12 protein-coding genes are annotated in these 17,909 nt (G+C 71.8%); 6 read left to right on the top strand and 6 right to left on the bottom strand.

All coding sequences use genetic code 11. The annotated features are described in order from the left end of the window. Window positions 1-3 precede the first annotated feature (3 nt). The 3 genes from WMF24_RS15730 to WMF24_RS15720 all read right to left on the bottom strand — a co-directional run bounded on the left by WMF24_RS15730 (window position 4) and on the right by WMF24_RS15720 (window position 3,874). Complete coding sequence (locus WMF24_RS15730) at window positions 4-1,308, bottom strand: ferritin-like domain-containing protein (RefSeq protein ID WP_437737224.1); 1,305 nt, start codon at window positions 1,306-1,308, stop codon at window positions 4-6. A gap of 197 nt (window positions 1,309-1,505) precedes the next feature. Next, window positions 1,506-2,642, bottom strand: coding sequence for a toll/interleukin-1 receptor domain-containing protein (locus WMF24_RS15725; protein ID WP_437737223.1), 1,137 nt, complete (start codon window positions 2,640-2,642; stop codon window positions 1,506-1,508). A 98-nt stretch (window positions 2,643-2,740) separates the two neighbouring features. Continuing rightward, the gene (locus WMF24_RS15720; RefSeq protein ID WP_437737222.1) at window positions 2,741-3,874 is read right to left on the bottom strand and encodes a UTP--glucose-1-phosphate uridylyltransferase; all 1,134 of its coding nucleotides are present in this window, start codon (window positions 3,872-3,874) and stop codon (window positions 2,741-2,743) included. A 411-nt stretch (window positions 3,875-4,285) separates the two neighbouring features. Between WMF24_RS15720 and WMF24_RS15715 the strand changes: the two genes are divergently transcribed. After that, window positions 4,286-5,173 carry an ATP-grasp domain-containing protein gene (locus WMF24_RS15715; RefSeq protein ID WP_437737221.1) on the top strand — a complete coding sequence of 296 codons (888 nt, stop codon included), beginning with the start codon at window positions 4,286-4,288 and terminating at the stop codon, window positions 5,171-5,173. Between the two features lie 102 nt (window positions 5,174-5,275). Here WMF24_RS15715 and WMF24_RS15710 read toward each other — a convergent pair whose 3' ends face one another. Next, on the bottom strand, window positions 5,276-6,823 hold the full coding sequence (locus WMF24_RS15710) for an O-antigen ligase family protein (protein ID WP_437737220.1): 1,548 nt from the start codon (window positions 6,821-6,823) through the stop codon (window positions 5,276-5,278). 315 nt (window positions 6,824-7,138) lie between these two features. Between WMF24_RS15710 and WMF24_RS15705 the strand changes: the two genes are divergently transcribed. Beyond that, the gene (locus tag WMF24_RS15705) at window positions 7,139-7,744 is read left to right on the top strand and encodes a polysaccharide biosynthesis/export family protein (RefSeq protein ID WP_437737219.1); all 606 of its coding nucleotides are present in this window, start codon (window positions 7,139-7,141) and stop codon (window positions 7,742-7,744) included. A 66-nt stretch (window positions 7,745-7,810) separates the two neighbouring features. Here WMF24_RS15705 and WMF24_RS15700 read toward each other — a convergent pair whose 3' ends face one another. Together WMF24_RS15700 and WMF24_RS15695 are read right to left on the bottom strand one after the other, a co-directional pair. Then, window positions 7,811-9,025 (bottom strand): alpha/beta hydrolase, encoded by a 1,215-nt coding sequence (locus tag WMF24_RS15700; RefSeq protein ID WP_437737218.1) that lies wholly within the window; start codon window positions 9,023-9,025, stop codon window positions 7,811-7,813. Next, a complete protein-coding gene (locus WMF24_RS15695) occupies window positions 9,025-9,561 on the bottom strand; it encodes a VOC family protein (protein WP_437737217.1) in 537 nt (178 codons plus the stop codon). The genes WMF24_RS15700 and WMF24_RS15695 overlap by 1 nt, the downstream gene beginning before the upstream one ends. A 230-nt stretch (window positions 9,562-9,791) precedes the next feature. Here WMF24_RS15695 and WMF24_RS15690 point away from each other — a divergent pair, with 230 nt between their 5' ends. From WMF24_RS15690 to WMF24_RS15675, 4 genes are all read left to right on the top strand, one after another. After that, the gene (locus tag WMF24_RS15690) at window positions 9,792-10,829 is read left to right on the top strand and encodes an AraC family transcriptional regulator (RefSeq protein ID WP_437737216.1); all 1,038 of its coding nucleotides are present in this window, start codon (window positions 9,792-9,794) and stop codon (window positions 10,827-10,829) included. A gap of 157 nt (window positions 10,830-10,986) precedes the next feature. After that, complete coding sequence (locus WMF24_RS15685; protein ID WP_437737215.1) at window positions 10,987-14,346, top strand: hypothetical protein; 3,360 nt, start codon at window positions 10,987-10,989, stop codon at window positions 14,344-14,346. A 126-nt stretch (window positions 14,347-14,472) separates the two neighbouring features. After that, window positions 14,473-16,791, top strand: coding sequence for a hypothetical protein (locus WMF24_RS15680; RefSeq protein WP_437737214.1), 2,319 nt, complete (start codon window positions 14,473-14,475; stop codon window positions 16,789-16,791). Window positions 16,792-16,798: 7 nt separating this feature from the next. Then, window positions 16,799-17,860, top strand: a complete 1,062-nt coding sequence (locus WMF24_RS15675; RefSeq protein ID WP_437737213.1) for an FG-GAP repeat domain-containing protein — start codon at window positions 16,799-16,801, stop codon at window positions 17,858-17,860. Window positions 17,861-17,909 lie beyond the last annotated feature (49 nt).

The following is a 17,909-nucleotide window of genomic DNA, read 5'->3' as shown; positions in this document are numbered from 1 at the left end:
CGGCTAGACGGCCAGCAGCGCGCGCATGGCGGGGGCGATGACGTCCGCGATCGCGCACCGGCGGGAGGCGGCCAGGACGGCGGCGTCCGGGCGCCCGTGCGCGGCGAGGGCGGCCGGGGCATCCGTCGTCGCGGCGGGGGCGCCCGTCGCCGCGGCGGGCGGCGGAGGCGCGGCGAGGGCCTCGTCAAAGGCCGCCGACACCGCGCGGCGCACGGCGTCGCCGCCGGTCTGGAGCGCCCAGGCGACGAAGCGCCACGCGAGCTCGGCGTGCCGGGCCTCGTCGTCGGCGATCGCGGCGAGGGCGCTCCTGACCGCCGCGTCGGTCGCGTGCGCGAGCTGCTCGCTGGCCTGCACGGCCGCGAGCGTCTCGCCGACGCAGCCTTCGCGTACGGCGCGCGCCGCGAGCACGGGGAGGTCCGAGGTGACCTCGACGGCGCCGCCGAACGCGAACGGCGCCGGCTCGAGCGCGGCGCCGGCGTACGCGCTCGCCAGCCCGAAGCAGAGCGCCGCGTGGCGCACCTCGTCGCGCGCCGCCTCGTGCGCGGCGTCGAGCATCTCGGCGGGGGCGCCGACCGCCATCATCTCCAGCGCGAACCTCGAGAACGAGGCGACGGAGGCGTGCTCGAGCAAGGCGTCGCGCAGCCACGCCTCGGCCAGCGCGGCGCGGGTCGCCGGCGCGAGCAGCGCGACGTCCGGAAGCGCCGCGGCGCTGCCCCATGCGCCCGCCGCTCGGCGCTGCGCCCGCGCGGTGCGGGCGCGCTCGCCAACGAGGAACGGGCGGCCCGAGCCGCCGCAGGTCGCGGTGAACTCGTAGCAGCACTGGCCGCTCCGAGCGACGCCGCCGCCGATGCTGCTGTACCAGCAGCCGGCGGGAGGCCGAGGGACGTTCGGGTCGACGGGGTCGAGCTCAGAACACGGGCCCGCGAACACCCCGCCTGCGCCGCCGGAGCCGCCGGAGCCGCCGGAGCCCCCCTCGCCGCCGGCGCCGCCCTCGCCCAAAGGCTCCATCGCGACGCACACGGTTCCTTCCTCCGTCCACGAGACGCCGCCCGCCTGGACCGACGTGACGACCTCGGGATCGGGACCGCCTTGCCCGCCCTCGCCGTCCATCCCTCCAGGCGCTCCCGTGCCCGGGTCGCCCGCGGCGGGCGCGCCCCCCTCGCCGGACGGGTCATCGTGGATGACGCTGCCGCTGCAGGCGCCGCCTCCAGCGACCGCGCCGAGCGTTGCCGTGGCGAGGATCGCGCGTGTCAGATGGTGAACGAGCGCGCTTCGAAAGTGAGCCGGAGAGGGGGGCATGAGGATCATGGATCCGCTTCGAAGCAGCAGGCGTACCAGCGCGCGCTCCGAGGAAATTCAACGTCTCGCGACGAGAGGAACGGCACAGTCTGGCACAGACTCGGTCTGCCTGGCGCACGACCGCAGCGATGACGCGCCGTGGAGGAATCGGCGGCTCGCAACGCAACGACTGTTCGCGGCGAGATGCGGTACACCGCGCTTCGCGGTCAACGTGTGACGAGGCGCTGGATACCCTGGACCACGTCGAGCCATGCATCGTCAGGGTCGCTCCAGCGCGTCACGGGTTGGCCGTTCCTGGGCAGGGGCTGGAGCCTGGCGAAGGGGGCCTCTCGCCACAGACAGGGCTTGAGGATGACCGGCACGAGGACCGCGCTCCGCTCCTCGTGGCGATCCAGCGCGCGGCGCATCTCGACCTCCCAGCAATAGTCGGACGCCAGGAAGTCAGCGCTCACGAGGAGCAGAATGATGTCCGCCTCCTCGAGGTGCTCGTCGATCTCGTTGGCCCAGTCTGCGCCTGCGGGGATGCGCCTGGCATGCCATGGCTCGATGAGACCCCTTCGATAGAGCACTTTGAGGTGTGTCTCGAGGCGCTCACACGCGATCTCGTCGGCCTGCGAGCAGCTCAGGAACAAGCGGCGCCTGGGGCTGCGCGTCAGGGCCCCCTTGCGCCCAGCGTCCGGGGGAGATCCATCAGGGCTTGCGGCGTGGTGGAATCGTGTTGCGATCACGTCCGCCTGCGCAGCGAACCCGAGGCGGGCGACCTCCCGGGCCATGGCGGTGAACGCGGCGCGGGTCTCCGCGCTGGCACGCGCATGGAACCGGCTCTGGCACGCGTCGCAGAGATCACCTGCCGCCAGCGATCGGCGCATGTCGTATTTGTTGATCTTCCGGTCCAGGAAGCAGCCGCGCGTCTCCTCGTGATTCTTCAGGTCCGGAGCCACGAAGCTCAGCGCGTACCGCGTCATGTAATAAGCGAAGTAGCTCCGGATACTCGGGGCGAACCGCTCCGCATCATGGCGCGTGACCACCGCGAGGCCCTCGGATGCTATCGTCGACCCGAAAAGGTTGACGAGCCTCCTGGATTCAAGCGGGGCGTCGAGGAACGCCATGAGATAAGGCCTGTTGCCCCTCGCTTCCTCCCGATAGACACGTAGCCGTTCGAAGATCTCCGACGTGGTATGGCCGTTGCCTGCGCACGCATCCAGCTTCCCCCAGTTCACGAGCCTCGGTGGAGGGAGCTCGAAGAGGAATTCGGTCTGGACGGCATTCAGCGCTGCGGCGGCGTCCTGGATGTGTCCGTCAAGATCGCATCCGACGCTCAGAAGCTCGATCCGGTACGTCACGGCTCATCATGCGCCCGACGCGCCCTACGGCCAAGCGCGACCCCGCGCTGGGCCGTGTCCTCCCTACCCCGAGGGCGCGCCGCGCGCTGCCCCCCGGCTCAGCCGAGGAAGCCCCGCGCCCGGGCGATCGCCTCGATCGCCGGCCTTCGCCGCTCCAGCTCCTCGACGTCCTTGACGGGGAGGAACCGGGCCGCGAGGCCCTCGCGCGGCACGCGCAGGAACCTGGCCGGGAGGCCGAAGGTGATCTCGTTCAGGATGCGCTCGAACTGGATCGCCTTGCGGTCGCCCACCTTCTTCTCGACCTCCACGTAGACCCAGTCCATCGCGAGCGCGCTGAGCGCCTCGGCGCTGGCCAGGAAGGTGTTCGTGTTGAAGACGGGCACGACCTTCGGGTCGAAGCTCGTCGGCAGCCGGAAATCCTCCGCGATGACCGGGCGGCCGTTCCACCGCAGCGGGCCGCCGCCCTTGTCGCCGCCCTTGTCGACGACCTCGACCGTGAGCGGCCCGCCGTGCCCGAGGTGCCAGCCGAGGAGCACCGGATCCACCGTCGCGCCCAGGTTGTCGAGGTTGGCGATCCACACGACCTTGCCGCCGCGGGCGATGAAGCGGCCGAGGAGGCCGCTCTCCCGCAGCGCGTCCGGCAGGTCGCCGTGGCCGGTCGCGTAGACGCTCGGCTCGCCGTCCTCGTCCAGGAACAGGCCACCTTCCGGCGTCAGGCGCAGCGACACGTGCTGCTCGAACGTGGCGCAGCGATCGCCCTGCTCGTCGAGGCGCGGGCCGAGGGCCTCGCGGATCGGCTCGTTGGTCGCCTCGCTCGTCATCAACCACAGCGGCACCGGGACACCGATCGTGCGCCGTAGGTGGTCGCTCTCGGCGAGGCGCATGTCGAGGAAGGTCCGGCCGGGCAGCACCTCCACGAGCGCCTTGACCACGCCGCCCATGCGGGTGGCCATCCCGCCGGCGAGGACGCAGAGGGCGACCTCGCCGCGGCGGAGCGCCGCGAGGCCCGCCTCGCGGCAGCGGGCATGCTCGGGCGTTCCCTCGGCGGGCAGGTCGGCGACATCGCCGGGCGCGGGCGGCTCGACCGTCCCCTGGAGGCGGTTGCGGGCGTCCCGATCCTTGCCGATGGAGGCAGCCCACCGGGCGACGCGGTCGGGGTCGAACCCGCGCGCCCGGAGGCGAGCGAGGAGAGGAGCAGGGAGCGCGGCGATCTGCTGGGCGAGGGAAGACACAGTATTTTGAAAAGCACGATGCGATGCCCGTGGCAATAGCCTCGTGCAGCGATTCACGCGTCAAGCGACGCCTGCGGCAGGCGCCGATCCCAGGGGCGCACGAGGGGGCTCCGGGCAAGGCTGGACGCGTCGTAGGTTGTTCCCCGATGGGGTCTTGGATCGCCGCGCTCCGGCACCGCGAAGGAGCGAGCTCCTCCGTCGGCCGGCCGGCGCACGCCGCCACGTCGCGGGCTGCGGCCGATGCCCACGGACGATCGCCGGCAAGGACCATCCCGGGCGAGGCCGAGGCATGAAGGATGAGCGGATGGTGCGACGAAGCGACGCGCCTGCCAGGTCCTCTCTTGACGGCCCTGCGACACGCGCGACATCCTGGCCACGGGGACGTCGCAGCGCGCTTCGATGAACGGCGGGATGATGAACATCGCTTTCGTCGTGATGGATGGATATCAGCAGCTCATGGACGCTCAGCGGGAGGTCCTGGACGAGGCCCAGGTGCTCCGGAGAGAGTTCGCGCGGCTCGACGTGGAGCTGACGGCGGTGCGGTGGAGGGATCCCGAGGTGGACTGGGCGCGTTTCGACGCGGTGCTCCCGAAGGCCTGCTGGGATTACGTCGAGCGCTCGGGCGAGTTCTTTGCATGGCTGGATCGCGCTCGCGATCTCGGAGCGCGCCTGGTGAACCCGGTGGAGCTCCTCCGGTGGAACAGCGACAAGCGCTATCTGCTCGACCTGCGGCGAGGCGGCGCGAGCGTCGCGCCGCTCGCGTACGTCGAGCGGGGCGCCCATCGCGATCTCCAGGCCGCGCTCTCGTCGGTGGGATGGGGGGAGATCGTGATCAAGCCGGCCATCTCCGCGGGCGCCTACAGGACGCTCCGCGCGAGCTCGCCGGACGCCGAGGGGGTGCGCGAGCACGCCGAGACGATCCTGCGGGATTCGGGGCTCCTGATCCAGCCGTTCTTCCCGGAGATCCCGCGCGACGGGGAACTGTCGCTCCTCTTCTTCGGCGGGGCGTTCAGCCACGGGCTCGTGAAGGTGCCCGTCCGTGGCGACTTCCGCACACAAACCATGTTCGGGGCGACGGTGACAGCGAAGGATCCGCCGCCGGCGCTCCTCGAGCAGGCCGCCGCGGTCCTCGATCTGCTGCCCGGGAAGGCGGCCTACGCGCGGGTGGATGGATTCGTCCGCGAAGGGCGGCTGCAGATCATCGAGGTGGAGTTGATCGAGCCGTACCTGTACCTGGAGCACGGCGGCCCCCTCGCGGCGCGCCGGTTCTGCGAGGCGATCCTCACGGCGCTGCGCTGAGGCGGGGACATCCGCTGTCGTGCGCTGAGGCGGCGCACGGAGGCCTGGCTCCCCTCCCCGAGCTCGTCGGGCCGCTCGCGCCCGCGCCACCCCGGCGCGCGCTCACCCGAGGATCCGCAGGAGGATGTTCAGCGAGACGAGCACCGCGAACATCGCGCCGCACACGAGCGCGGCCTCCCTGGCGGACACGCGCACGGAGACGCGGCCGTCCTCGGCCCGCGCGGCGCCGTACAGCGCGGCGGAGGCGCCGAGCAGCATGTAGAGGACGTCCTTGTAGGCCCACGACAGGAAGAAGATGCCTATCAGCGCGCCGCACAGGCTCACGAAGATCGCCGGCGCGAACCGCCGCGCCGCGGGGCCGACATCGGCGTCGCCGAGCCAGATCGCGAGAGGCACCTTGAGCGACGCGTAGAGGACGAGCGCGAACAGGCACATCCCGAGCAGGCCTGTCTCGGCGGCGGCGAGCATGTACGAGTTGTGGGCCGTCAGGCCGAACGACGACTCGTCGCCGAACTGCCCCGCGCCGACGCCGATCCCCTTGGTCCGCCGGATCATCTCGTAGGCCTCGCGGAGCAGCGCGACGCGCTCCTCCGAGCTCTCGGACGCCTCGTCGCCGCTCCGGCCGCCGAGCAGGAGCATGGGCGGCCCGACGAAGCAGGCGGCGACGACGCCCAGCGTCCCGCTCCGCCGGATGAAGCTGAGCCCGAGGACCGCCAGGTACACGATGAGCCCCGAGCGCGAGCGCGACATGACGACCATCGCGCCGATCGCCACGATGACGGCGGCCACCGGGAGCGCCCGCAACGCCGCGGCCACGCGCGAGATCAGCCGGTCGGTGAGCAGGAGCGGCAGCGCCGTCGCGGCGCGCGCCCGGCGAGGGGGCGCCGGCGCGCGCGGGCCCGCGCGGGCCCGCGCGTCGCTGCCCGGCGCCTCGCTGCCCGGCGGGCTCGGGCGGCCGCCGCTCGGCCTGCGCGGCCGGCGCGCGCCGGCGCGCCCCTCGGCCAGCGCGATGGCGAGCGGGATCGACATGCCCGCCATCAGCGAGAGCTCGTTCGGATCGGCGAGCGAGCCGCGGTAGCGCACGCGGCCGTCGATGGTCGACGTGCCGAGCGGCCCGGGGCGCTCGCACCGGTAGTTGCCGTCGGGCATGGGCGGATCCTTGCGGCAGTCGAGGTTGCTCTCGCAGGGGCGCCCATCCGGCTCGAGCTCGCCCCTGCCCGCCCAGTCGTCGGGCGCGGCGAGCATGCAGCCGTGGGGCTGGAACGCCTGCACGATCGCGACCACCGAGGTGAGGACGGCGCAGCCGACGAGCGTGATCGCGAGCGCGCGCAGCCCGCGCGGCGACGCGGCGGCGAAGGCGACGGCGAGGAAGACGCCCGCGACGGTCGCGAGCTGCAGACCGCGCTCCTCGAGCGCGGCCGGGCGCTTGAGCGCGGTGGTCAGCGCCGCCCAGGCGAGGAACGCGATCGCATAGACGACCTGGGGCGCGAGCGTCGGCCTGAGCCGCCGCCACACGACGTCGAGGGCGACGCAGAGAAGGGTGAGCCCGAACGCCGCGTGCACGAGCGGAATCCCCGAGAGCTCAGGGATGAACTCCTGCGGCTTGATGATGACGAGCGCGCACAGCGCGCACACGACCCACGCTGCCATGGCAATCATTCGTTGCTGCGTCGCTGCGTCGCGAGCGCCACGCGCGGGCGGTCCGCGCCCCGGCCTCGTGACGGGCGGCCGCGGAGAGGCGCCCTGCCCAGGCGCGGTGAGGCGCGGCGCGCATTCCCCCCTTCAGCGCGACGGATCTAGCACCGTGGGTCCGACCGGCACGCGGGAAGCGCGCCGGTGCGCGCGCGAGGAGCAGGCCCGGAGCGCGGCCGCAGGATCGGCGCTTGCTGTATGCGGTCACATCAACCGTACCGTCATGTCCATCGCGTGAACCACGCCCATCGCGTCGAGGAGGCTGGAAACCGCATGTGCTCCTGCTGTGTCCGGATTGCCCTGCTCTGCTCCGCGCTCGCGGTCCTCGTGGCGCCCTCGGGCTGCGGCGCGAGCGCGCCGCGGGTCGACTTCGAGGCGGAGCGCCGCGCCACGAGCGCTTACGCCGTCGGTCCCGGCGACGTGCTGGAGGTGCGCGCCTGGAAGAACGAGGCGCTGAGCCACCGCGTCACGGTGCGGCCCGACGGGTTCATCACGATCCCGCTCGTCGGCGACGTCCTGGCGTCGGGGCGCACCGTCACGGGCATCGCCGAGGAGATCGCGAATCAGGCGGCCAGGTTCTACCATGAGAAGCCGGTCGTCAGCGTGGAGGTCGCGGAGCTCCACAGCTACCGGGTCTATGTGATGGGCGAGGTGTCGCGTCCGGGTGAGTTCACGCCGCGGGCGCAGATCACCGTGCTCCAGGCGCTCGCCCTGGCGGGCGGCTTCACGCGCTTCGCCGATCCCGACGAGGTGGTGATCGTCCGGCGCGACGCGCTCGGCGAGCGCAGGATTCCGTTCGCGTTCGAGGAGGTCGTCGTCAAAGGCGACCTCCGCGGGAATCTGCCGCTGCAGACGAACGACACGGTGGTGGTGCCGTAGATCGGCGCGAGGTCTTCTGCTCGCGGGTCTCGCGGCCGCCGCCGGCTCGGCGGCGGCCATCACGCCTTACCCGAGGCGCTCCCGGATCCACGCCGCGATCAGCTCCGCCGCCGCCTGCCGGCGCCCCTGGAGGAAGTGCGTCGCGCCCTGGAGCTCCACATAGCTCCTGTCCGGCGCCGCGCTCGCATCGACGATAGCCCGCGCCTGCCGCAGCCGTATCTCCGTGTCCGCCGTCGCGTGGACGACCAGCGTCGGGATCGTCACCGCGCGCAGGCTGTCCGCGAGCCGCGCCCGCGATGACAGGCTCGACCACGTGGACAGCCACGCTCGCGCGGTCAGCGTCCGCGCGACCCCGCCGTATCCGTGGTTCGCCAGAAACGGATCCGGCGACGCGAAGATCGACCCCATGGCCCGATCGTCCGGCTCGATGGTCAGATCCAGGTACGCCGGATCCGCCACCGTCCGGTACACGGTCAAATACCGGCCGAGCGCGCTCCGCCGCCGCAGGCGGCTCCAGTCGGGATCACTCCCCTCCATCCCCTCCATCGCCCTCTCCGCCTCGGCCTGCGCCTCGATCGCCGCCCGCGCGATCGCGTCGATGCGGGCGATCCGCGCCCGCTGCGCCGCTCGATAGCGCGCGAGCCACGCGCGCTCGTACCTGGACGGCTCCGGCCACGGCCGCCAGCCGTTGTCCGGATGGTACATGTCGAGCGACGGATCGACCGACAGAGGATCTGCCTCGTCCACCACCGAGGGATCGATCGCCTGCTCCAGGAACACGCCCTGCCCCGGGTGCGCGGCCAGCGCGACGAACGCGTCGCCAAGCCTTCGTCCCGCGGCCGCCGCGCCCGCCTCCGCCAGCGCGAGCAGCGAGCCGCCGCCCGAGTTGCCCAGCAGCACAACGGCCTCTGCGCCCCGCGCGCGCGCCGCATCCACCGCGGTCTCGACGTCGAGCGCCGCCTTCTCGTGGAGGCAATCGGTGTCGTTGTTCACGTAGCGCGTCGCGAACCCCAGCGCCGCGATCCCGCGCGCCGCGAGCAGCGGGCAGAGGTAATGAATCGAGAAATCCGCCCGCGGGTGCGCGAGCACCGCCGCCACCCTGAACCGGCCGCCCGGCGGCGTCCAGAGCAGCCCCCGCACGAGCGCGCCGTCGCTCCCGACCGCCACGACCGGCTCACGCCCGAGAGAGACGGCCGGATCGTCCTCGGGCGAGGGCCAGTATCCGACGGACGCCGGCCGGCGCCCGTACCCCAGCATCGCGTCTCCCGGCGGCGCGCTCATCAACGCACCTGCGGTCGATGGACGGTCACGGGCCGCGGCAGCTCGAGCGGCGGCATGGGATCGAACAGCGACCGCTCCGCGTCCGCGACCTCCTCCGCCGAGAAGGCCCGCAGCGTCTGGCAGAACTCGACGAGGATGCCGTTGGGATCCATCGTGTAGATGGACCGGCAGAAATCGTGATCCGCCTCGGTCACCTCCAGGCCGTGCGAGAGCCACCGCGCGAGCGCCTGGCCGTAGAACTCGGTCGTCGGCGCGTCGAAGGCGAGATGGTTCATCCATACCGGCAGCCCCAGCCCTGTCGAGAGATCCGTCCTGAAGCGCCCCTGCAGCGTCGCCTCGTGCGGATCCCAGAACGCCAGGAGGGGCCCCTCCGGCTCGCTCGTCCGATAAAAGGCGTGCCTCGCCCAACCGCCGTCGCGGCTGCCCTCGTACGGGACGGCCATGACCTTCACGAGGCGGAACCCCATGACCTGGGTATAAAATCGATGCGTGGCGGCCAGATCCCTGGTCGCCAGCGCGATGTGATGCACCCCCATCGTACCCCCTGTGTGCGCGCGGAGCATGTCAGAGCCAGCGTGCTCGTTCAAGATGAACGCCGTGAGATGGTCGAGGAACGCGGCTCCCGTCGCAGAGCGAGCGAGTCGCGGCCGCGCTCGTCCGCGGCGCGACCAGACAGCTTCGTTCCGAACGGCGTGCCCCGCGGGCTTCATGACGCGTCCGTGGTCGGCCAGCGCCTCGGGCGCATGCGCTATCCTCGGCGCACGCCATGTTCGACGGCGACGTCGTCTTCGCATCCCTCCCCGCGGCGCTCATCGCGTTCGCCTCCTCGCGCGGCGTGCCGCGCGACGATCTCCTCCGCGCCGCTGACATCGCGCCCGAGACGCTCGCCTCGCCCGACGAGCTCGTGCCGTATGCGTCGCTCTTCTCGCTCTGGGAGCTCCTGCTCCAGCGCTTCCCCGGCGAGCCGCTCGGGCTCCAGTACGCGCGCAGGATCCCGGTCTCGGTCGTGGGCATCGTCGGGCACGTCCTCCGCCACAGCGAGAGTTTGCGGCAGGGGGTGGCCGCTTATGGCCGCTTCTGCCGGCTCATGGATCCGCACCTCCTCATCACCGTCGAGGAGCGCGGCGATGTGGCCCACCTCGCGCTCGAGCACGACCCGCGCGTCGTTGCCATGGCCGAGCCGATCGAGATGATGATCGCGGCGCTCGCGCGCTTCATCGCGCTCTACCTGGGCGGCGCGGCGCGGCCGATCGAGGCCATGTTCCGCCACCCCCGCCGGCATCCGCCGTCGCTCTACGAGGAGGCGCTCGGCGCCCCGGCGCGCTTCGAGGCGGGCGCGACGGGCCTCGTCTACCACGCGCCCGTGCTCGACGCGCCGGTCGTGGGCGCGGATCCGCTCGTCCGCGATTATCTTGTCCGCCACGCCGAGCACCTCCTCGCCGCGCGCGCGGCGCCGGCCTGCACCGCGCCCATGGCGAGCACCGCGCCCCTCGACGCGCGCGTGCGCGCCCGCATCGACGAGCGGCTCGACGGCGGCGACGTGGACCAGGAGGGGGTCGCGCGCTCGCTGGGCATGAGCACGCGCTCGCTCCAGCGCGCCCTCAAGGATCTCGGCACGTCGTTCACGGCGCAGCTCGACGAGGTCCGGCGGCGAAAGGCGCTCGACCTCGTGCGCCGGCGCGATCTCGCGCTCCAGGAGATCGCTTTTCTGCTCGGCTACGGCGAGCCGCGCCACTTCTACCGCAGCTTCCGTCGCTGGACCGGCACCACGCCGGGCGAGTACAGGCGCACCAGCGCCCGCTAGCGCCGCGCCGCCCGGCGATGCGGGGCGGGAGCGGCTGGGCTCCGGCGCCCTCACCGACGATTCATGGACACGTGACGTCGGCGCGCGCTGCCTCGAGGGCCGTGAGCCCGTCGACCACGGGGTGAATGCGGCGCTCCTGCGGAGCAACGAAGGCGGCATGACCGAAGGCTCTGGACGTCATGGTTCGAGTTCAAGGGGGCGCCTCCGCGCCTCGTTCGTCGTGACTATCGCGGCCCTTGGCAGCCTCAGCGCGTGCGACCCCATCGGCGGCGGCAGCGGAGACGCAGCAGGCACAGGCGGCAGCGGCGGCTCTCCGGGGGGGAGCACCGGCGGCACCGCGGAAGGCGGCGGCGCCACCGGCACCGGCGGCGACGGCGGCGCCACCGGCACGGGCGGCAACGGCGGCGCCACAGGCACCGGCGGCGACGGCGGCGCCACAGGCACGGGCGGCGGCGGCGGCGCCACCGGCACGGGCGGCGACGGCGGCTCCACCGGCACGGGCGGCAACGGCAGCACCACCGGCACCGGCGGCGACGGCGGCGCCACCGGCACCGGCGGCGACGGCGGCTCCACCGGCACCGGCGGCGACGGCAGCACCACCGGCACCGGCGGCGACGGCGGCTCCACCGGCACCGGCGGCGACGGCGGCTCCACCGGCACCGGCGGCGACGGCGGCTCCACCGGCACCGGCGGCGGCTCGACGGGAAGCGGCGGCGCGGACGGCACGTGTGTGCCGGGATCGGTCGTCGCCTGCTACACCGGTCCTGCCGGGACCAGCGGCGTGGGGCGCTGCGCTCCCGGGACGCAGACCTGCCGTCCGGACGGCTTCGGCTATGGCGCGTGCACAGGCGACGTGACGCCCGCGGAGGAGCGCTGCGCCACGCCCGAGGACGAGAGCTGCGATGGCGAGCCCCACTGCTCTCAGTCGCCGCCGTGGGCGCGGGGGTTTGGCGGCGCAGGGTTCGACGACGGCTTTTCCATCGCGAGCGACGCAGCCGGCAACTACTATGTTTCGGGCACGTTCAGCGGAACCGTCGACTTCGGTGCCGGCCCTCTGACCAGCGCCGGACAGTCGGATATCTTCTTTCTCAAGCTCGATCCTTCGGGTTCGGTGCTCTGGAGCAAGCACATCGGGAGCCGCGGGAACGAGCACGCAGGCGCCGTGACCGTCGACGGGAGCGGCAACGTCTTCCTTACCGGCGTGGTCGACTGGTTCCCAGACCTGGGCCCCGAGCTGGACGGGTGCTACATCCCCGTCGAAGACACCTCTTTCTTCATGGCCCAATTCGATCCAGACGGCAACCGCATCTGGAGCGATGGTTTCCATGAACTGAGGAGCATCGAGTCCGTCGAGCAGATCGCCCTCGATGCTCGCGGCGACATGTACATCGTCTACATCCAGTCCTCGTCCGTCCACCTCGCCAAGCTGGACGCCGCGACAAGGGCCTTCCTCTGGACGCAAAGGGTCCCCGGAAATGCGCGGCTCGCGCTGGACAGCGCCGGCAACCCGGTGGTGGTGGTGGCTGCCTATCTTACTCCGCGCACGTTCCTCGTCTCGAAGTACGCTCCGACGGGCGATGTGCTCTGGCAGCGATCGTTCCTGACCAGCTCGATCGACAGAGGCGGGACGGGGCACGCGGTGGCGATCGACGCGGCGGACGATATCTACATCTCGGGCACGACGGATGGATCCATCGACTTCGGCAGCGGAACCCTCCCCGAGGGCCAGGTCCTCGTCAAGCTGGACACCGCAGGCGAGTACATCTTCAGCCGCCCGATCCGCTACGGCCACAGGATCGTGATCGATCCTGCGGGGGACCTGGTGGTCGCCGGGCGCGGCCTGGCGAAGCTCGACGCGAGCGGGACGGAGCTCTGGTCTATCAACTTCGATGCCGATGTGCAGGATATTTCCTTGTCCCCGAACGGCACGGTCGCTGTCACCGGCCGCGCGAGGGGCCCGGTGGACTTCGGGACCGGCCCGATAGCCTATGGCGGGCTTTCCGACGCCTACATTGCCACCTTCAACCCGCCGACGAGCGGCGGGGGCGACGACGGCAGCGGCGGCACAGGCCCGGGCGGCGATGGCAGCGGCTCTGCCGGCGGCGCCCCGCCTGCGGCGTGCGTGCCCGGCTCGTTCGTCGCGTGTTACACCGGCCCCGTCGGGACCCGAGGCGTCGGGCGCTGCGCTGCTGGTACGCAGACATGTCTCCCCGACGGAGCTGGGTACGGTCCATGCGTCGGCGAGGTGACGCCCACCGGAGAGGTGTGCGCGACGCCCGAGGACGAGAGCTGCGACGGCGACGCCGATTGTCGTCCGCGGCCGCCGTGGTCGCGGGGGTACGGCGGCACCGGCGCCGACGAGGGATCTTCGATCGCGAGCGACGCCGCCGGCAACTACTACGTCATCGGCTCCTTCGAGGGCACCATCGACTTCGGCGACGGCCCCATGACCAGCGCCGGCGAGCGGGATGTCTTCCTACTCAAGCTCGACCCCGCCGGCGCGTTGCTCTGGAGCAAGCGATTCGGCGGCATCTTGGACCAGGCCGGCCGCGCCGTCGTCGTCGATGGCAGCGGCAACGTCCTGGTGGCCGGCACCCATCGCACCAACCCCATGGTGGGCATGAGCTTCGGCGGCTGCGAGCTTCTGTCCGCTGACGGCGGTGAAGCGATCTTCGTCGCAAAGCTCGACCCCGAGGGGAACCACATCTGGAGCCGCGCATCGGTCTGGTCCGGCGCGGTCATGCACCAGCCCTTCAGGCAACTGGCCGTCGACGCTCTCGGCAACCCGTATGTAACGTTCGTCGTCCCGGCAAGGGACGACGCTGCTTCCATGGCAAAGCTGGACGCGGCCACAGGCGACATCCTCTGGAGTCAACAGCTCGCGCCCGCGGTCCCGCGCCACCCGAACCACGAGCTGCAGAGCGATGATGTGCTCCTCGCGATCGACAGCGCCGGCGACGTGATCACGACGACCCCGTCCATCACCCCTGTCCCGTCCTGCCCCTGCGTGCATCAGTTCACCGTCCGGAAGCTCACCCCGACCGGCGGCGAGCTCTGGAGCCGCCAGTTCGGCCCCCCGCTCGCGAATCAGCCCGGGACCGGCATCGGCGCATCGGCCCGGGCGATGGCGGTCGACGCCGCGAACGAGATCCTCGTGACCGGTTACACAGACGGGACCGTCGACTTCGGCGGCGGCGTGCTCCCCGCGGGGCCGATGCTCATCAAGCTGGACGCCGCGGGCCAGCATGTCTTCAGCCGCTCGATCCCCCACGGCGACACGATCGCCCTGGATCCCGCCGGCGACATCCTCGTCGCCGCGGACGGGCTCTCCAGGCTCGACGCGAGCGGGACCGTGCTCTGGACGAGCGACTTCGACGCGAGCGCGAGGGACATCGCCATCTCTCCGACAGGCATGATCGCTGTCACCGGCACCGCCGAGGGATCGGTGGACCTCGGGACTGGCCCGATCCCCCACGCGGGGGGCACCGACGTGTTCGTCGCCACGTTTGACCCCTGAGGGTCCCGGAGGCGGCGCCCGGAGCGCCCATCGCGCTCGGCGCCGCTCACGCAAGGACCGAGCTCCGAGGATCCCCCGAACCCTACGCGAAGGTACGCACCAGAGGGACATGAGGTGAGGAGAAACATGCGATACATCCGCGTTCTGCTGATTTCGCTGGTCTGCGCGCTCGCGATGCTGCCCGCGCGCGCGGCGTGGGCTGCCGTCGCAGTGAACATCGTGGAGCCCTTGACGAGCCGACGGTATGACCAGGCGGTCCACGTCCGCGCCGAGGTGAGCTCCACGCTCCAGGTGGCACGTGTGCTGGCGCAGCTCGGCGGGGGCTCCGCGCTCCTTACGAACACCGGCGGCCCCATCTACGAGGCGGACATCTCGGTCTTCGGGGTTCCGCACGGCGAGCACGTCCTGACCGTCACGGCGACCGACGTCGCGGGCGCCAGCGCGTCCGCGCAGCGCGCGGTGTTCATCGACGCTCGGCCTACCGTCCAGATCCTGGCGCCGAAGCACGAGATCGTCGCCCATCCGATGCTCCGGGTCGCCGCGAGCTGCGTCGATGATCACCCCGAGGACTGCCTCGTCCAGGTCTTCGCAGACATCCAGGACGGGACGCGGACCACGGTCGAGCTCGCACGGGGCACCCCGGCCGTCGACACCGTCGTCGACCTCAGCGCGTTCGACGGCAAGCCCATCGATCTGCGGTTCGGCGCGGTGGACATCTGGACAAGCCAGAGGCTCCGGGGCCCCAGGGTCTACGTCGAGGCCAGCCCGCTGCTCACGGCGGTCGATGAAGTCCCCGGCCGCATCCTCGACTTCGATGCATCGCGCATCCTGTTCGTCACCCCAGAGATGCAGCTCGCCGTGCTCGATCGGTCGACGCGGGCCATCACGCCGTTCATGACGGTGCCCTATCCGTACAGGTTCGACGACTCCTTGAGAGCGTTCCTCACCCGCACCGGCGCCGTGATGGAGGTGCCGGTGCTGCCCGACGGCTCGAACCGGTCGCCCGCCGTGTACGAGTGGCGAGACGGCGCGCTGCTGAGGCTGGCGGAGCACGGCGTCATCGCGTCCGTGAGCGGCGATTACATGGCTTATTCGGGCGCCGGCACGTACCTGCGCAACCTGGCGTCGGGCACCGACGAGCTCGTGCTCGGCACCGCCCTGGAACCGTTCAACTTCGATGTTGCCCAGAACGGGCTCCTCACCTATGCCGACCCCCGCTCGTGGCTCTACAAGCACATGGCTGGGACGAGCACGCTGCTGGTGAGGAGCGGAGACAAGATCACGCGTCCCGCGACCGACGGGCTCAATGTGGTCTTCACGAAACATATCCAGGACAACGTGTACCAGACGCTCGTGGTCACCCCGTCCGGCGAGGTGCCGCTCGGCGTCGCTCCGCTCCCGCCACCCGGAGGTACCGAGACGGCCGCCTACCAGATCCACGACGGCTACATCGCTTTTCTCCAGGGCACGTTCCGCTCGGAGCAGGTCTGGCTGCGGACCCCGACCGGCGAGAAGCACCAGCTCAGCTTCTTCGCCACCGCCAGCCGGCTCGCCGACCCGCCTGGGCGCCGCGGCCACGGCGGCATCAGCGACGCCGGCGAGGTGATGTTCCTCAACCCGCCGAGACGCTACCTCGGCGCTCCGGGAGCCGCTCCGCGCGACATCAGCTCGCAGCTGGGACACGCGCGCTGGTTCGATGGCGCATGGTACGTGGTCATCGGGAACACGTTGTTCCTCGTCGACGACGGGTCGAGCGGGGCAGGCGGCGAGGGCGGCTCTGGCGGCGGCGCAGGCGGAGCGGGCTCCTTCGCCGGCGACGTGATCTCCTTCGCCGGCGACGGCGACGCGGTCCAAGTGGGCTCCTTTGACGGCCATGGCGGCGCAGGCGGAGCGGGCGCGTCCTCCCCGGGCGCGCGCGCGGGAACGAGCGTCGATATATCGAGCACGGGAGTGGGCGGAGCGGACTCGGGTGTGTCGAGCTCTGCCGAGGTCGCTTCGTCCGAGCCTCCGGTCGGCGAGCCGCCGATGGCGGGCGGGTGTGCCGTCGCGGCGCGCCGGCCCGGGCTCGACGTCGTCGTCCTCGCGACGCTCGCTCTCGCCATGGCGGCACGCGCGCGAGCACGTCGGGCCTCCGGACTCGAGCCGCCGAAGCTGTCCCAGGCACGAGATGTCGACAGGGACCTTCGGTTCATGCATGGACGATGTCCACACATCCAGTCCATTGTCGCTCGACCGGACGCGCGTGGGTATAGTACCGTACCGAGGAGAGGTGCGGACGATGCGTGCGAAGACGAGGATGATCCAGGGAGCTCTCGTTGCGCTGGGCTGCATGCTGGGCGGGTGCAGCGACGAGGCGACGCGACCGAGAGAGCCCACAGAGCCCACGCAGCCGACCGACCCGACAGACACGACGGATCCGACAGACCCTACACCGCCCGAGGATGAAGACGACGTGGGCACGGGCGAGGGGGAATACGTTCTGGCGGGCGCCTACTCTGTGAGCGACGGGGACAAGGCGCGCCTCGTGGCCGTCGGCGACATCGACGGCGACGGCGCGAACGACGTCGTCCTGGCGGGCGTCGAGGGCGCGTCCGCCGTGGCGCTGCGCAACGCGGGCGACGGCGCGCTCGAGCTCGTCGACACCGTCGCGCTCGGCGGCGCCCCCTCGGGCGTCTTCCTGGCCGCGATGGATGCGCACCCGGCCCTCGACCTGGTGACCATCAGGGGCTGCGACGCGTTCCCGTGCCCCGCGGTGGAGGTCTACCCCGGGGTCGGCGACGGGACGTTCGGGCCTCCGGTCGTGGCGCTGGAGCTGTCCGACAACGGCTTCTACGAGCCGATGATGGCGTACGCCGCGCTGGGCGATCTCGACGGCGACGGCCTCGCCGAGATCTACGCCTCCCAGAGCTCCGAGCTGTACGCCTGGCTGATCCGGCGGGACGAGGGCGGCAGCTTCACCGGCGACACCGTGCGCGCGCTCGACGCGCCAGCGTTTGTCGACCTCGACGGCGACGGCGAGCTCGACCTCGCGGGCGGGCAGCAGGACGCGGAGCTGCAGTCCACAGCGGTGATCCGCAACGAGGGGGGCGGGACGTTCACAACGCCCGTGACGGTGGCGAACACCGGAGCCTACGCCATCGCGACCGGCGATCTGGACGCGGACGGCAACCAGGACCTTGTCGGGGTGCTCTACACGTCCCTCTCGCTGCTGCTCGGCGCGGGCGACGCGACGACCTTCTCCCGGCAGGATTTCACGTACGAGGCGTCCCTCCTGTCGCCCGTGGTGACCGACTTCGACGGCGATGGGGACCGCGACGACGTGCTGGTCCTCCAGGGGGACAGCGTGCAGGTGTTGATCGGCGAGGGCGAGGCGTTCCTCCCCGACCCCGCCATCGAGATCGGCTCCGAGCTGCTCTCGCTCAACGTCGCCGACATGAACGGCGACGCTCACCCCGACCTCCTCGTCACCCGGGGCGAGACAGGCGATCTGGCCGTCCTGCTCTGGACTCCCTGATCGCCCGGCCCGGTGGTCGCGTAAGGGCGCCTCCTCGGGCGCCGCGGCG

The organism is Sorangium sp. So ce1335 (assembly GCF_051521615.1).
Lineage (GTDB): Bacteria > Myxococcota_A > Polyangia > Polyangiales > Polyangiaceae > Sorangium.
This window is presented reverse-complemented; position numbering and strand designations above follow the sequence as displayed.

Coding starts and splice junctions, on each gene's coding strand:
- WMF24_RS15715 (WP_437737221.1), top strand. CDS start 4,286: ATGATGAACATCGCTTTCGTCGTGATGGATGGATATCAGCAGCTCATG.
- WMF24_RS15700 (WP_437737218.1), bottom strand. CDS start 9,025: ATGAGCGCGCCGCCGGGAGACGCGATGCTGGGGTACGGGCGCCGGCCG.
- WMF24_RS15710 (WP_437737220.1), bottom strand. CDS start 6,823: ATGGCAGCGTGGGTCGTGTGCGCGCTGTGCGCGCTCGTCATCATCAAG.
- WMF24_RS15730 (WP_437737224.1), bottom strand. CDS start 1,308: ATGATCCTCATGCCCCCCTCTCCGGCTCACTTTCGAAGCGCGCTCGTT.
- WMF24_RS15695 (WP_437737217.1), bottom strand. CDS start 9,561: ATGGGGGTGCATCACATCGCGCTGGCGACCAGGGATCTGGCCGCCACG.
- WMF24_RS15685 (WP_437737215.1), top strand. CDS start 10,987: ATGACCGAAGGCTCTGGACGTCATGGTTCGAGTTCAAGGGGGCGCCTC.
- WMF24_RS15705 (WP_437737219.1), top strand. CDS start 7,139: ATGTGCTCCTGCTGTGTCCGGATTGCCCTGCTCTGCTCCGCGCTCGCG.
- WMF24_RS15680 (WP_437737214.1), top strand. CDS start 14,473: ATGCGATACATCCGCGTTCTGCTGATTTCGCTGGTCTGCGCGCTCGCG.
- WMF24_RS15690 (WP_437737216.1), top strand. CDS start 9,792: ATGTTCGACGGCGACGTCGTCTTCGCATCCCTCCCCGCGGCGCTCATC.